At 60.5% G+C, this 14,056-nt stretch carries 14 protein-coding genes and 1 pseudogene; 3 read left to right on the top strand and 12 right to left on the bottom strand.

The window, feature by feature from the left end; translation table 11 throughout:
- Nucleotides 1-92: 92 nt before the first annotated feature.
- The 4 genes from creD to rloA2 all read right to left on the bottom strand — a co-directional run bounded on the left by creD (nucleotide 93) and on the right by rloA2 (nucleotide 4,375).
- Nucleotides 93-1,463 (bottom strand): cell envelope integrity protein CreD, encoded by a 1,371-nt coding sequence (gene creD, locus HU739_RS20240; protein WP_186549197.1) that lies wholly within the window; start codon nucleotides 1,461-1,463, stop codon nucleotides 93-95.
- 237 nt (nucleotides 1,464-1,700) lie between these two features.
- Complete coding sequence (gene creC, locus HU739_RS20235; protein WP_186549199.1) at nucleotides 1,701-3,119, bottom strand: two-component system sensor histidine kinase CreC; 1,419 nt, start codon at nucleotides 3,117-3,119, stop codon at nucleotides 1,701-1,703.
- Nucleotides 3,119-3,799: a two-component system response regulator CreB gene (creB, locus tag HU739_RS20230; protein ID WP_186549201.1), complete on the bottom strand. Its 681-nt coding sequence runs from the start codon at nucleotides 3,797-3,799 to the stop codon at nucleotides 3,119-3,121. The genes creC and creB overlap by 1 nt, the downstream gene beginning before the upstream one ends.
- A 69-nt stretch (nucleotides 3,800-3,868) precedes the next feature.
- Nucleotides 3,869-4,375 carry a retropepsin-like aspartic peptidase RloA2 gene (gene rloA2, locus HU739_RS20225; protein ID WP_186549203.1) on the bottom strand — a complete coding sequence of 169 codons (507 nt, stop codon included), beginning with the start codon at nucleotides 4,373-4,375 and terminating at the stop codon, nucleotides 3,869-3,871.
- Nucleotides 4,376-4,661: 286 nt separating this feature from the next.
- Here rloA2 and HU739_RS20220 point away from each other — a divergent pair, with 286 nt between their 5' ends.
- A complete protein-coding gene (locus HU739_RS20220) occupies nucleotides 4,662-5,549 on the top strand; it encodes an acyltransferase (RefSeq protein WP_186549205.1) in 888 nt (295 codons plus the stop codon).
- 1 nt (nucleotide 5,550) lies between these two features.
- Here the strand turns inward: HU739_RS20220 and HU739_RS20215 are convergent, their stop codons facing one another.
- Nucleotides 5,551-6,108 carry a DUF2780 domain-containing protein gene (locus HU739_RS20215; RefSeq protein WP_186549208.1) on the bottom strand — a complete coding sequence of 186 codons (558 nt, stop codon included), beginning with the start codon at nucleotides 6,106-6,108 and terminating at the stop codon, nucleotides 5,551-5,553.
- 235 nt (nucleotides 6,109-6,343) lie between these two features.
- Between HU739_RS20215 and HU739_RS20210 the strand changes: the two genes are divergently transcribed.
- Nucleotides 6,344-6,574, top strand: a complete 231-nt coding sequence (locus HU739_RS20210) for a hypothetical protein (RefSeq protein ID WP_225922753.1) — start codon at nucleotides 6,344-6,346, stop codon at nucleotides 6,572-6,574.
- Between the two features lie 59 nt (nucleotides 6,575-6,633).
- Nucleotides 6,634-6,846 (top strand): cold-shock protein, encoded by a 213-nt coding sequence (locus HU739_RS20205; RefSeq protein WP_186549212.1) that lies wholly within the window; start codon nucleotides 6,634-6,636, stop codon nucleotides 6,844-6,846.
- Between the two features lie 134 nt (nucleotides 6,847-6,980).
- On the opposite strand, the pseudogene HU739_RS20200 reads toward HU739_RS20205, so the two are convergent.
- The 7 genes and pseudogenes from HU739_RS20200 to HU739_RS20170 form a co-directional block, all read right to left on the bottom strand.
- A pseudogene (locus HU739_RS20200) lies at nucleotides 6,981-7,202 on the bottom strand (transposase); the annotation flags it as partial.
- Nucleotides 7,147-7,365: a hypothetical protein gene (locus HU739_RS20195; RefSeq protein ID WP_186549215.1), complete on the bottom strand. Its 219-nt coding sequence runs from the start codon at nucleotides 7,363-7,365 to the stop codon at nucleotides 7,147-7,149. The pseudogene HU739_RS20200 and the gene HU739_RS20195, both read right to left, overlap by 56 nt.
- Before the next feature lie 111 nt (nucleotides 7,366-7,476).
- Nucleotides 7,477-8,676, bottom strand: a complete 1,200-nt coding sequence (gene fdhA, locus HU739_RS20190; RefSeq protein WP_186549217.1) for a formaldehyde dehydrogenase, glutathione-independent — start codon at nucleotides 8,674-8,676, stop codon at nucleotides 7,477-7,479.
- A 179-nt stretch (nucleotides 8,677-8,855) separates the two neighbouring features.
- Nucleotides 8,856-9,713 carry a formyltetrahydrofolate deformylase gene (gene purU, locus HU739_RS20185; protein ID WP_007959808.1) on the bottom strand — a complete coding sequence of 286 codons (858 nt, stop codon included), beginning with the start codon at nucleotides 9,711-9,713 and terminating at the stop codon, nucleotides 8,856-8,858.
- A gap of 232 nt (nucleotides 9,714-9,945) precedes the next feature.
- Nucleotides 9,946-10,578 (bottom strand): sarcosine oxidase subunit gamma, encoded by a 633-nt coding sequence (locus HU739_RS20180; protein WP_186549220.1) that lies wholly within the window; start codon nucleotides 10,576-10,578, stop codon nucleotides 9,946-9,948.
- A gap of 129 nt (nucleotides 10,579-10,707) precedes the next feature.
- On the bottom strand, nucleotides 10,708-13,725 hold the full coding sequence (locus HU739_RS20175; protein WP_186549222.1) for a sarcosine oxidase subunit alpha: 3,018 nt from the start codon (nucleotides 13,723-13,725) through the stop codon (nucleotides 10,708-10,710).
- Entirely contained in the window at nucleotides 13,722-14,051 is a 330-nt protein-coding gene (locus tag HU739_RS20170) for a sarcosine oxidase subunit delta (protein WP_186549224.1), read from the bottom strand. The genes HU739_RS20175 and HU739_RS20170 overlap by 4 nt, the downstream gene beginning before the upstream one ends.
- Nucleotides 14,052-14,056 lie beyond the last annotated feature (5 nt).

The following is a 14,056-nucleotide window of genomic DNA, read 5'->3' as shown; positions in this document are numbered from 1 at the left end:
ATGGCCCCACCTCGGTTCCACAGGCAAAAGCCCGATAAGCCGCATCACCAATCCGTCCTTCCAATGCTGATCCTCGCGCAAGCCCAACCCGCTCATTGCATCACCTCCACATCAAACTCCAGCGGTTTGGCCGGTTTCAAACCAATCCCGTACCAGTCCAGTTTGCGTGTCAGCACCATGAACACTCCGAGCAAGCCGAACAGCAGCAGCGAGCCCATCAACAGCGCGTAATCCTCGGCGCTCAGCAAGCCATAAAGCAGGCCGTACAACGCCGCCAGCCCGGCCGAAAAACTCAAGCCATGCCACGCGCTGCGCAGCACATGACTGACATAGAAACCGATCAGTAGCACGCAGCCACTGGCCGACAGCACGTACGCCAGGGCAAAACCGATGTGTTCCGACAACGACAGCAGTAACAGATAAAAGAACGCCAGCGCCACGCCGACCAAGGCGTATTGCACAGGGTGCACCGCCAGGCTCTTGAGCACTTCGAAGAGGAAGAAACCGGCGAACGTCAGGACGATGAACAGCAGCGCGTATTTGATCGCCCGATCGCTTTTCAGGTACTGATCCACCGGATCGATGAAGCTCACGCCGAAGCTGCGGCCGGTAAACGCCTCGCACTCGTTGCTATTGACGCAACGGCTCATGGCGTCTTGCAGGTTGGTAGAGAAGAAAGTGGTCTGCCAGTCAGCACTGAAACCGGCGTCGCTGATCTCCCGTTTGCCCGGCAGAAAGTTGCCGACAAAACTGGGGTGCGGCCAGTTGGCAGTCAGGCTGACGCTGCTGGTCTTGCCCACCGGCAACACCTGCAATGAACCGGTGCCTTGCAGGCGCAGGTCGAAACCAAAGCTCAGCTCGGTGGTTTTGCCGGTGTCCAGCAGCGGCAGCGTCACGCGAACGCCTTCTCCGAGCCAGCCGACTTGAGTCCCCGGAACGAAATCCAGGCGCTGGCCGTCGAGTTCCAGTTGCAGTGCGTTTTCGATCCCGCGGATGTCGCTGATACCGACCGCGAGGAACGGCGCGTCAAAACGGTAATCGCTGAAGTCTTCTTTAATCCCCAACTGCGCCGGTAACGAGAAATGACCGTTGATGCGGTTATCGGCGTGAAACAGCCGCGCTTCATAAATGCCCCGGGCGCGCAGCTCGGTCTGCACCTGGCCGTCGAGTTCGAAGCGCTCCGGCAGGAAATACAGACGACCGCGCTCCTCAGTCGGTTCGTCATAGCGCTTGTTGGTTTTATCGTGGGTCTTCCAGTTATGGATCACTTTGCGATACGGCACCACCATCACCGGCCCGCTCAGTTGCTGGCTATAACTGGAACTGCGGGCGATGTCTTCGAGCACGCCGTCGCGCAGTTGCTGACGCTCGTCGATGACGCCGTCGATCATCAGCAACGGGATCAGCAACAGCAGGATCAGCAGGGCAATGGCGCCGAGCTTGATGGTCAGATTCTTGTTCATGGGACTCTCCCTGTTTGGATGAGGGGGAGTCTGGCGATGCGGTGTGGTGGGAATGTGGGGGAAATATGGAGATTGTGTGGAAAATGCACCGGCCCCTGTGGCGAGGGAGCTTGCTCCCGCTCGGCGACGCAGTCGTCGTAAGCCTTTATCAGCGACTCAGCACACACACCGAGGCGCATGGACCCGGGGCCGCTTCGCAGCCCAGCGGGAGCAAGCTCCCTCGCCACAGGGATCAGCTCAAGGCAGGCGCAACGTCACCTCAACACCCTTTTCGACGTTACGAATCCGCATTGTCCCGCCATGCAACTTGACCACTTCCTCGACAAAATTCAGCCCCAGCCCGGTACTTTTGCGCCCGGTGTCCGGGCGCGGCAACGAGTAGAACCGCTCGGTCAAACGCGGCAAGGCGTAATCGGGGATCGGCGCGGTTTGGTTGAACAGACGACATTCGATCTGCTCGCCGACCCGCTCGGCACTGAAGCGCAACACGCCTTGCGCCGGGGTGAAATCGAGCGCGTTTTCCAGCAGATTGCCCAAGGCCTGGCGCAGCAGGAACGGCTCGCCAATCAGCAGCAGATCGCTGCCGATCGCTTGCTCGACACGCAGTTGTTTCCCCTCGATCCGCGCCGCTTGGGCGCTCAATAGTTGCTCGACCAACACCGAAAGCGGCACCGCCACTCGCTCTTCCAGGCCTTGGCGTTGTTCGACCTGCGCCAGGTTGAGCAAGCGTTCGATCAACTGTTGCATGCGCGCACTTTCGCTGTCGATATTGCCGACAAAGCGCAGGCGCTGAACCGTTGGCATGTCCGCCAGCAGCAACTCCGCCGCACCGCGAATCGCCGCCAGCGGGCTTTTCAGTTCGTGGGTCAGCGTGTGCACATAGCGCTCGACGTAGGCCTTGCCTTCCAGTTGCGTGCGCATCTGCTCGACCGCCGTGGCGAGTTGCGCAAGTTCACCGCCGCGATAGTGCGGCACTTCCACCCGCCGCCCTTCGCTCACGGCTTGCGCATAACCGGTCAGGCGATGCAGCGCGCGGCTCAGCCACCACGACAGCAAGGCGCCGAACAACAGACCGAGGCCGATCAGGCCGGCACCGTAAATCAGCAGGCGCCGTTCAGTGCGATCGACATACGGCTGCAGCGAACTGTTGGGTTTGGCCACGGTGACCACGCCGATGATCTTGCCGTTGTCACGGATCGGCGCGCCGACGTGCATGACTGACGAACCCGGATCACCGGCATCGCTGCGGCTGGAGCGCGCGCCGTACTCGCCGCGCAGGGTCAGGTAGACGTCATTCCAGCGCGAGTAATCCTGACCGACCGCCACGCCACTGGAATCGAGCACGACGATGCCTTTGGCGTCGGTGACATAGATGCGGTGGTTGACCTGATTCTTCGGCAGGCCCCAAATCGTCGCCTGCGGCTGGCGCTCGCCATAGGCACGCAGCAATTGCGGCCAGCGGTTCTCGCTGAGGGTGCCGGCCTTGAAATCGTCGCGCAGGATTTCCGCCATCAGGTTGGCGGTATCGACCAGTGTCTCTTCGGTGGACTGGCGCACGCCGGGGCGGATTTCCTCCATCACCGTGTTCAGTACGAAATAACCGGTCAGGCCGACAAACAGCACGTACACCAGGAAAATGCGCAGGCCCAACGACATCAGCTATGCCCCGGACTGTAGCTGTAGCCGAGGCCGCGATGGGTCTGGATCGGCTCGGCGTCGGCGCGCACCAGGCGCAGCTTGGCACGTACGCTTTTGATGTGGCTGTCGATGCTGCGTTCGTAACCGGCATCAGCGGCAACGCCCAGCGCGTCGAGCAATTGCTCGCGGCTGAAAACCCGCTCGGGCTGTTCGAGCAGGCATTGCAGCAGACGGAATTCATGACGGGTCAGGCTCAGTGGCTGGCCGCGATAGCTGATTTGTACGCGTTCGGGATCGATGCGAAACAACGTGGAACCGGTATCCACGGAGGGGCGCGGCGCGATGCGCTTGAGGATGGCTTTGACCCGCGCCGCCACTTCGCGCGGGCTGAACGGCTTGACCACGTAATCGTCTGCGCCGATCTCCAGCCCCACCACGCGGTCGATCTCGGCATCCCGTGCGCTGAGGAACAGCACCGGCACTTCGGTGAAGCGCCGCAGTTGCTTGCAGGTCTCGAAGCCACTGATGTCCGGCAGGCCGATGTCGAGAATGATCAGATCGGCCGGCGTCTGCCGCTGGTGTTCCAGCGCCGCCGCGCCGAGGCTCAGCCACGTGGTGGTGAACCCCTCGCCCTGCAAGGCAAATATCAGCGTGTCGGCAATCGCCGCTTCGTCTTCGACAATCAGAATGTGCGGCATGGCGTCCGAGCCCGTGGCAGGTAATGCGCGAACGGTGCCCCAAGCCCGGCGTTACGTCAATCAGACCACTTAGCAGTCAGGCTTGTCGGCGGTGTAGCGCCGTGCCGGATTGACTGCCGCGCCGAACTCGCGCAAGGCCTTGGCACCGATCAGCAGCGGGTAATTGAAGTGGCTGCGATCGGTAAGGTTGACCTCGACGGTGCGCTTGACGTTGCCCAGGCACAATTCCAGATCGACCACCGGGCGCTTGGCGGCATCGCTGGCGTCGCGCTCTTCATCGTCCTCGTCGGAGCGGCTTTTGATCTTGCTGATGCGCGCCACCTTGTGTTCGAAGACCTTGTTGCTGGCGTCCTTGGTGGCGAGGCGGAAACGCACCCAGTCTTCGCCATCGCGGGTGAAGGTCTCGATGTCCTTGGCCGACAGCGAGGCGGTCAGCGCGCCGGTGTCCATCTTGGCCTTGAGCACTTCGCCGCCGATTTCCGGCAGCGCGATGTATTCGTAACGCCCGTACAGGGTCGGCTCGGCGGCCATGACCGGCAGGGCGACAAGGGCAAACAGAGCAAGGAGGGATTTCACGTAAGGGGGCTTCCTTGGAAAAATTTAAGGGCGGCAGGCGCGAGATTTTAGACACCAGCGAAGTCATTCGTTCGCCATCGGCCGCCTTCGCGGGCAAGCCCGCTCCCACAGGGTGAACGCATTTCAAATTGTGGGAGCGGGCTTGCTCGCGAAGGGGCCAACTCAGTCAACACAACACTTGAGCGAAGCATACCCGGCAAAAAGTGAAACATTCGTCAGCGCCGATTTGGCCTGCTGCGTGAAGCTGCTTATCATGGCCCGCCCACCGGACTTCAAAGAGTTGCTTATGCGCCGCCTGCTCACCGGCTGTTTCGTCACCCTGCTGCTGTTGCTCAACACCCTGATCCTGATCGGGCCGTTGATGGTGTTCGCCCTGCTCAAACTGGTCGCACCCGGGCGCTGGCGTGACTACGCATCATGGGCGGTGATGTGGATTGCCGAGACCTGGGCCGAGATCGACAAATTGATCTTTCAGTGGTGCATTCCGACGCAGTGGGACATTCGCGGTGGCGACGATCTGCGTCGCGACACCTCGTATCTGGTGGTCAGCAATCATCAATCCTGGGTCGATATTCCGGCGCTGATCCAGACGCTCAACCGGCGTACGCCGTTCTTCAAATTCTTCCTGAAGAAAGAGCTGATCTGGGTGCCGTTTCTGGGCCTGGCGTGGTGGGCGCTGGATTACCCCTTCATGAAGCGCTACACCAAGGCGTTTCTGGCGAAAAACCCGGAACTGGCCGGCAAGGATCTGGAAATCACCAAACAGGCCTGCGAGCTGTTCAAGCGCCAGCCGGTGACGGTGGTGAATTATCTGGAAGGCACCCGCTACACCGCAGCGAAAAGCACACAGCAGACTTCGCCGTTCAACCACCTGCTCAAGCCCAAGGCCGGCGGCGTGGCGTTTGTGCTGGCGGCGCTGGGTGAACAACTCGACGCCATGCTCGACGTCACCGTGGTTTATCCGCAGGAAAAAATCCCGGGCTTCTGGGACCTGATCAGCGGCAACGTGCCTCGCGTGATCATCGACATCCAGACCCGCGAACTCGACCCGGCGCTGTGGCAGGGCGATTACGAGAAAGATCCGGCGTTTCGCGAGCGCGTCCAGAACTGGGTCAACGAGCTCTGGACCGAGAAGGACCAGCGCATCGCCGAACTGCGCAACGAGCGCCGTTGAATCAACTGCCGGTACCCGTGCCCCAGATGCTGCCCAGGCTGCTCAACAGCGAACCGCCGACACCCTGCTGACCGAGGTACTGGAGCAGCACCGGAGCAAACTGGCCGATCATGCCGCTGTCCATGCCCAACGCGCTGAAGGCATTGTTCAGGTCATTGGTGTCCTTGACGTTGCCCAGCGCATTCTCCAGGCCTGCGGATTTGCCGGACGAACCGAGCAACGCGCCCAGCGCCGCCAGGTTGCCGCCGCCACCGGACAACTTGTCGATGCCCGGCACTTCCTTGGCCAGTTGCGAGTAATCGGTACTGCTCAACTGATTCTTCGCCAGCCCGAGCATCGCACTGGTGCCGCCGACGGCTTGCTCCGGCGTGACATCCAGCGCACTCAGCGCACTGAGCAAACCGGCGGTCTCCGAAGTCGGCGCGGCAGCGGCCGCCTTGTCACCACCCTGCATGCCCGATACCGCACCGGCCACGTCATTCAGACTGAAACCGGCAAACACCGGCCCGGCGGCCAGGGTCAGGAGCGATGCCAGGGCAAAACCGCGTGAAATATTCATTCAGACATCCTCTTGGGAAAAGCTGCCGCCGGACAACGGCGACCAAACTGCCGGTTTGACCGGGGATCCGGTGGCATGTTCCGGTCATTCCAAATCAAGATTCAGGCTATTCCAAAACGTTTCTAAAAACTGTCAAACCTGACAGTTACCTGCTGAATTCAAGTTGTTTAGATTTGAATTCGAGACAAGTTTGCCGCGGATCAATTTCGAGGGAGGTACTGCGATGGAAAAGCGAATGTCAGACCGCGACGACTCGATCATCCCGCCGGTGAACGGACCGTTGAAGGACGCCGCAAAGGATGTGATTGCCCAACCCTCATCAATCATCTTTTGCGTTGATCCTGACGACCCAATCATTGGAAAAATCAGGGCTGGAAGAAGGGTCAGTTATGAAGTGATGAAAAGCGATACAGGGCAGCAATACGCAATCAACGTTCGACTGGTTCGCGACAGAAGGAACAGATAAATCCTGGTCGCTATCGCTCGGATATGAATCGATACACAAAGCAAACAGGAAGCATGGACATGTCAGACAAACAAACCGGTGTGGTCAAATGGTTCAACGATGAAAAAGGTTATGGTTTCATCACGCCTCAGAGTGGTGACGATCTTATCGTCCATTTTAGAACCATCCAATCGGATGGATTCAAAAGTCTAAACGAAGGGCAGAAGGTGTCATTCGTTGCCAAAGAAGGAGATAAAGGTATGCAGGCGGAAGAAGTTCAGATTATCGAGTAGAACAGAACACAGTTGCACAAAAAAACGGCGCCAGACCAGACTGTGTGAAAACGCACTGAAGGCCAGCCCAACAAACGCCCCGAACTTGTTCGGGGCGTTTTGTTTTGTGTGAGCAGCAGACGAAAAAAGGCCTTTCAGCCCATCAGCGCCATCAGCTGGCGGGCTCCGAGCACGCTAATCGCTCGCTTGAGGTTATAGGCGTTCACCGCCAAGGCCATTTCTGCTTTTGCTCCCTCCAACTGGCGCAGCAGGAAACGACCATTCCCAAACAGCCATTGCTTGAGGTTGCCGAAAGGGTGCTCAACGATGGATCTTCGGCTGGCCATCATCTGCGGATGCGCCAGCATTCGCTGCTCCGGTGCCTTTGGGCAGCGCTTTATCAAAGCCCAGTTGCACCAGATCCAGCTTGGCGACGTAGAGATCAATGCCCCGTACGAGGTGATCTTCGGGGATCAACTCTTCCAGCGAGACCGGGAACAGGCTGGTCTGGCTGCGGGACTGTTCTTGGATGTAGGCCATAACGAAAAATGCTCCGTATCTTTCGATACGGAGCATTTTCTTTGAGCCCTGCGCAGATTGCTAGGTTTTCACACAGTCTGAGACGGCGCCGTTTTGCGTTGCAATAAAGCCTTACGCCGCACTAAACAACTTATGCGGATCAATCACAAACTTCTTCGGCACACCCGCATCGAACTCGCCGTAACCTTCCGGCGCTTGATCAAGGCTGATGACTTGCACGCCGACCACTTCGGCGATGTTGATGCGATCCCACATGATTGCCTGCATCAGTTGGCGGTTGTATTTCATCACCGGGGTCTGGCCGGTGTGGAAGCTGTGGGATTTGGCCCAGCCCAGGCCGAAGCGGATGCTCAGGCTGCCCATTTTTGCGGCGGCGTCGACGGCACCTGGATCTTCGGTGACGTACAGGCCCGGGATGCCGATCTTGCCGGCAACCCGCACCACGCCCATCAGTGAGTTGAGCACCGTGGCCGGGGCTTCGGCCTTGACGCCGTCGTGGCCATGGCCGCGTGCTTCGAAACCGACGCAGTCGACTGCGCAGTCGACTTCCGGCTCGCCCAGCAGAGCGGCGATCTGTTCGTGCAGCGGCGTGTCGGTGGACAGGTCGACGATTTCAAAACCCTGGGCCTTGGCGTGGGCCAGGCGGATGGTGTTGACGTCGCCGATGATCACCACCGCCGCGCCCAGTAGGCGTGCGGAGGCAGCAGCGGCCAGACCGACCGGGCCGGCGCCTGCGATGTAAACGGTGCTGCCCGGGCCAACGCCGGCAGTGACGGCGCCGTGGTAACCGGTCGGGAGGATGTCGGAGAGGCAGGTCAGGTCACGGATTTTCTCCATGGCCTTGTCGCGGTCCGGCAGTTTCAGCAGGTTGAAATCGGCGTACGGCACCAACACGTATTCGGCCTGGCCACCGGTCCAGTCACCCATGTCGACATAGCCGTATGCGCCACCGGCACGGGCCGGGTTGACGGTCAGGCAGACGCCGGTGTGTTGCTCTTTGCAGGAACGGCAGCGCCCGCAAGCGACGTTGAACGGCACGGAGACCAGATCGCCGATCTTCAGGTTTTCGACGTCGGAGCCTTTTTCGATCACCTCACCGGTGATTTCATGGCCCAGCACCAGACCGGTCTGCGCCGTAGTCCGGCCGCGCACCATGTGCTGGTCGGAGCCGCAAATATTGGTGGAGACCACTTTGAGAATGACCCCGTGCTCGATCTTGCGACCGCGCGGGTCCTGCATTTTCGGGTAGTCGATTTTCTGTACTTCGACCTTGCCAGCGCCGAGATACACCACACCACGATTGCCAGACATGCTTTCACCTCGCTGTTGTTTTTATGGAACTGCGTTGCCCCGGTTGGGCAGCGCGTTGAGTGCTCGGGTTATTGCTTGTTGGGTTTTGCGTTGTTTGTTATGACCCTATCGCGAGCAGGCTCACTCCTACATTTGGAATGCGTACCCCTTGTAGGAGTGAGCCTGCTCGCGATGGCGATCTAAAGAACGACCGTGCGATTGGCGTTGAGAAACACCCTCCGCTCAATGTGATATCCAACCGCCCGCGCCAAGGTCAGGCCTTCGATATCCCGCCCCTTGGCAATCAGATCCTCGGGGTAATGGCTGTGATCCACCGCCTCGACGCCCTGGGCAATGATCGGTCCTTCGTCCAGATCGTTGTTGATGTAGTGCGCGGTGGCGCCGACCAGTTTCACGCCCTTGTTGTAGGCCTGGTGATACGGCTTGGCGCCCTTGAAGCCCGGCAGCAGCGAGTGGTGAATATTGATCGCCTTGCCGTCGAGCTTGCGGCACAGCTCCGGTGACAACACCTGCATGTAGCGCGCGAGGATCACCAGTTCGGCACCGGCCTCTTCGATCACCTGCCAGACCTGACGCTCCTGCGCCGGTTTGTCGTTGGGGTCGAGAGGGAAATGGTAGTAGGGAATCTGGTGCCAGTCGGCCAGCGGCTTGAGATCCGGATGGTTGGACACCACCGCCGCCACGTCCATCGACAACTGGCCGATGCGCTGGCGGTAGAGCAAGTCGTTGAGGCAGTGATCGGCCTTGGACACCATGATCACCACTTTCGGCCGGTAGTTCGGCGCGGTCAGCTCGAAGATCATGCCAAAGGCCTGCCCGCGCTCGGCCAAGCCTGCACGGAAGGACTGTTCGTCGAAGCCGTCGGGCTGACGGAATTCCACACGAATGAAGAAGCGCCCGGAGAGGCGATCATCGAACGAGTGGTGCTCGGTGACATAACAGCCCTGCTCGAACAGAAAACGCGTCACCGCGTCCACGGTGCCGAGGACGCTGGGGCAGTCGGCGGTCAGAATCCATGTGTCTGGGGCGCGGCTCATGGTGCGGTGACTCCTGTTACAACAACGGTGAGCAAAGTGAACTCTGAACCAGGCTGACCTGCGCTGCACTGCTTCTGTGGCGAGGGGATTTATCCCTGTTCGGCTGCGAAGCAGTCGCAAAACCTGTGAATTCGATCTACCTGATGAACTGCGGTGATTGGTTTTGGGGCGGCTTCGCCACCCAACGGGGATAAATCCCCTCGCCACAGAAGCAGGCACTGGCCATTCAGCTTCAAGCCTGAACGCTCAAACCGTACTCAGCCGAAGCATCCTGCAACCACAACCACCAGTAATCGGAAAAGCTACGGCGAATCAGCAATTCCCAAGTGTCTTCAGCCGTGTGACGAATCATCAGTTGTGACTTGGCGAACACCGTGCCTACAGCCTTGCCGACCGGAAAGTTGTTCGGGTGCACGTCATAGCTGGTGGACTTCATCAGCACCTGACGCACGTTCGGCCCGCTCAGTTCGAGAATCTGCTGGCCGCCGCTGACGTTGACGATCGCGATGTGCAGATCGCCCAGCGCGTCGCGCAGCTTCTGTTCGGCGGCAAATTCTTCACCGCTTGGCACGATCAGCAGCCACTCGTCCGGGCCCATCCATTGCAGGCTGGTTTCGCCTTTGACGATGACGCTGAGGGCGCCGGGCAATTCAATGCCGAGGGCCTTGTGCACGCCGGCGGCGAACGCTGCGTCGTGGCCATCGCCACGAATGGTCAAATGGCCGAGGAGTTTCTTTTCACGCACGATCACGCCGGCGTTCTTGCGGCCCTTGCCGACCAGGCTGGCGAGGTCGGCATGGTGCAACGACGACTCGGCACGGGCGCCAGTGGTCGGGCGTTGTAGGTATACGTTGGCTGTGGTCATAAAGCACCTTCTTGTATTGATCGTTCCCACGCTCTGCGTGGGAATGCCGCCATGGACGCTCTGCGTCCGCTCTTGGGACGCGGAGCGTCCCGGGATGCATTCCCACGCGGAGCGTGGGAACGATCAGTTTCAGATGTTCTGCCGCTCACCCTTCGGATCGAAGAACACCGAAGAAACGATTTCCGCCTCGATCACGCTGCCATCGGCCAGCGGTGCAAACACCCGCTCACCCAGACGCTTGAGACCGCCCTTGACCACGCCCATGGCAAACGAATAACCGAGGGAGTTGTGCGCGTAGCTCGAGGTCACGTGGCCGACCATGGTCATCGGGATCGCCTGCTTGGTGTTGAACACCAGCTGCGCACCTTCCGGCAGCCACTTGGTCGGATCGATGGGCTTGAGACCGACCAACTGTTTACGCTGATCGCGTACGCAGTCTTCACGGTTCATGCCGCGCTGGCCGATCCACGAGAACGGTTTGGTGCGACCGACACACCAGCCCATGTTCAGATCGTCCGGGGTCATCGAGCCGTCGGTGTCCTGGCCGACGATGATGAAACCCTTCTCGGCACGCAGCACGTGCATGGTTTCGGTGCCGTACGGCGTCAGGTTGTATTGCTTGCCGGCCTCGACGATTTTCTCCAGCACGCCCATCGCATAGTCGGCCTGCACGTTGACTTCGTAAGACAGTTCACCGGTGAACGAGATGCGGAACACCCGCGCCGGCACATCGCCGACCAGACCTTCTTTCCAGGTCATGAACGGGAACGCTTCGTTGCTCAGATCAATGTCGGTCACGGCGCTGAGCAGCTTGCGGCTGTTCGGCCCGGACAGGGTCATGGTCGCCCAGTGGTCGGTGACGGAGGTGAAGTAAACCTTCAGGTCCGGCCATTCGGTCTGGTGGTACAGCTCCAGCCACTGCAGTACGCGTGCGGCGCCGCCGGTGGTGGTGGTCATGACGAAATGGTTATCGGCCAGACACGCCGTCACACCGTCGTCGAAGACCATGCCGTCTTCCTTGCACATCAAACCGTAGCGGGCCTTGCCCACGTCGAGTTTGGTCCAGGCGTTGGTGTACACGCGGTTAAGGAACTCGCGGGCATCCGGGCCTTGAATGTCGATCTTGCCGAGGGTCGAGGCGTCCAGCAGGCCGACGCTGTCGCGCACGGCTTTGCATTCGCGCTTCACCGCGGCGTGCAGGTCTTCACCGTTTTTCGGGAAGTACCATGGACGCTTCCACTGACCGACGTCTTCAAACTCGGCGCCGTTCTTCACATGCCAGGCATGCAGTGCGGTGTAGCGCACCGGTTCGAAGATGTGTCCACAGTGCCGACCGGCCACGGCGCCGAAAGTCACCGGCGTGTAGTTCGGGCGGAACATGGTGGTGCCCATCTGCGGGATGGTCACGTTCAACGAACGGGCGGCGATGGCCAGACCGTTGACGTTGCCGAGCTTGCCCTGATCGGTGCCGAAGCCTAGCGCGGTATAGCGTTTGACGTGCTCGACCGACTCGAAACCTTCACGGGTCGCCAGTTCGATGCCACCGGCGGTGACATCGTTCTGGAAGTCGACGAATTGCTTCGGTGCACGCGCCGAGTTCTTCTCGTGGGGCACCTGGAACAGCGCCAGCGTTGGCTCTTCGAGACGGCTCAGCGCTTTGGGCAACACGCCTTCGACGGTCTGGAAACCGGCTTCGACGGCCGCGCGCACGCCGCCTTCGAAACCGTCGGCCAAGGCATCGCCCAGACCGTAGACGCCGTTGATGCCACCGACGCACACGCGTTTCTGCGGCGCTTCGCCCGGCACAAATCCGAGGATGTCTTCGCGCCAGACCGGCTTGCCGCCCAGGTGCGAGGCCAAGTGCACCACCGGACTGTAACCGCCGGAGCTGGCGACCACATCGCAGTCGAGCCATTCGCCCGGGCTGGTCACGGCGTGTGCCTTGACGTCAATCGCGGCGACCCGGGCAGCGGTGACGCGCTTGCTGCCACGGGCTTCGATCACGGCGCTGCCGGTGAGGATACGAATGCCCTTGGCGCGCGCCTCTTCCACCAATGCACCGCGCGGATTGCTGCGGGCGTCGGCGATGGCGACCACTTGTAGACTGGCATCGAGCCAATCGAGAGCGACGCGATAGGCGTGATCGTTGTTGGTCGACAAGACAAGCTTCTTGCCCGGTGCGACGCCGTAGCGGCGCACGTAAGTCGAGACAGCACCGGCGAGCATGTTGCCCGGCACATCGTTGTTGCCGTAGACCAGCGGACGCTCATGGGTGCCGGTAGCCAGCACCACACGCTTGGCGCGCACGCGGTGGATGCGCTGCCGTACCTGACCGATCGGCGCACGGTCACCGAGGTGATCGGTGAGACGTTCGTGAATGGTCAGGAAGTTGTGGTCGTGATAACCGTTGACCGTGGCGCGCGGCAACAGCAGCACGTCCGGGGTGTTCGCCAGTTCCGCGATGACACTGGCGACCCACTCCATCGCCGGCTTGCCGTCGAGGCTTTCGCGCGAGTCGAGCAGGCTGCCGCCAAACTCTTCCTGCTCATCGGCCAGAATCACCCGCGCACCACTGCGCGCCGCCGCCAGGGCAGCGGCCAGACCGGCCGGGCCGGCACCAACGATCAGCACGTCGCAGTGCTGGTTCATGTAGTCGTAGGTGTCCGGATCGTTCTCGGTCGGCGAGCGGCCTAAACCTGCGGCCTTGCGGATGTACTTCTCGTAAGTCATCCAGAACGATTGCGGGTACATGAAGGTTTTGTAGTAAAAGCCCGGCGGCATCAGCTTGCCGCCGACCTTGCCGAGAATGCCCATCATGTCGTTGTTGACGCTTGGCCAGCCGTTGGTGCTAGTGGCGACCAAGCCTTGATACAAAGCCTGTTGCGTGGCGCGCACGTTGGGAATCTGCGTGGCTTCAGTAGCGCCAATCTGCAGCACAGCGTTCGGCTCTTCGGCACCGGCAGCGAAGATCCCGCGAGGACGCGAATACTTGAAACTGCGGCCAATGATGTCGACGCCGTTGGCGATCAGGGCGGCGGCCAGCGAGTCGCCTTCAAAGCCTTTGTAGGTCTGGCCGTTGAAGGTGAAGCTCAGCACTTTGTTGCGGTCGATCCGTCCACCGTTGGACAGGCGATTGATCTGGCTCATACCTTCTCTCCCAGAGCCGTGGCGGCCGCTTTCTGAGTGTCAGCCTTGTCAGTGAATTGCGGCTTCTCGCCGATCTTGTAGCTCTCGAGAATCTCGTAGGTCACAGTGTCGCGGGTGACGTTGAAATACTGGCGGCAACCGGCAACGTGGTCCCACAACTCGTGATGCAGACCGCGCGGGTTATCACGAAAGAACATGTAATCGCCCCACTCCTCGTCGGTGCAGGCGTTCGGATCCAGCGGACGCGGGATGTGCGCCTGGCCGGATGCATGGAATTCCTCTTCGGAGCGCAGTTCGCCGCAGTGAGGACAGAAGATGTGCAACATAGGGA

The organism is Pseudomonas hamedanensis (assembly GCF_014268595.2).
Taxonomy (GTDB): Bacteria; Pseudomonadota; Gammaproteobacteria; order Pseudomonadales; family Pseudomonadaceae; genus Aquipseudomonas; species Aquipseudomonas hamedanensis.
The sequence above is the reverse complement of the archived record's forward strand: the minus strand, read 5'-3'. Positions and strand labels throughout refer to the sequence as shown.

Coding starts and splice junctions, on each gene's coding strand:
- creD (WP_186549197.1), bottom strand. CDS start 1,463: ATGAACAAGAATCTGACCATCAAGCTCGGCGCCATTGCCCTGCTGATC.
- creC (WP_186549199.1), bottom strand. CDS start 3,119: ATGTCGTTGGGCCTGCGCATTTTCCTGGTGTACGTGCTGTTTGTCGGC.
- creB (WP_186549201.1), bottom strand. CDS start 3,799: ATGCCGCACATTCTGATTGTCGAAGACGAAGCGGCGATTGCCGACACG.
- HU739_RS20220 (WP_186549205.1), top strand. CDS start 4,662: ATGCGCCGCCTGCTCACCGGCTGTTTCGTCACCCTGCTGCTGTTGCTC.
- HU739_RS20215 (WP_186549208.1), bottom strand. CDS start 6,108: ATGAATATTTCACGCGGTTTTGCCCTGGCATCGCTCCTGACCCTGGCC.
- HU739_RS20210 (WP_225922753.1), top strand. CDS start 6,344: ATGTCAGACCGCGACGACTCGATCATCCCGCCGGTGAACGGACCGTTG.
- HU739_RS20205 (WP_186549212.1), top strand. CDS start 6,634: ATGTCAGACAAACAAACCGGTGTGGTCAAATGGTTCAACGATGAAAAA.
- HU739_RS20195 (WP_186549215.1), bottom strand. CDS start 7,365: ATGGCCTACATCCAAGAACAGTCCCGCAGCCAGACCAGCCTGTTCCCG.
- fdhA (WP_186549217.1), bottom strand. CDS start 8,676: ATGTCTGGCAATCGTGGTGTGGTGTATCTCGGCGCTGGCAAGGTCGAA.
- purU (WP_007959808.1), bottom strand. CDS start 9,713: ATGAGCCGCGCCCCAGACACATGGATTCTGACCGCCGACTGCCCCAGC.
- HU739_RS20180 (WP_186549220.1), bottom strand. CDS start 10,578: ATGACCACAGCCAACGTATACCTACAACGCCCGACCACTGGCGCCCGT.
- HU739_RS20175 (WP_186549222.1), bottom strand. CDS start 13,725: ATGAGCCAGATCAATCGCCTGTCCAACGGTGGACGGATCGACCGCAAC.
- HU739_RS20170 (WP_186549224.1), bottom strand. CDS start 14,051: ATGTTGCACATCTTCTGTCCTCACTGCGGCGAACTGCGCTCCGAAGAG.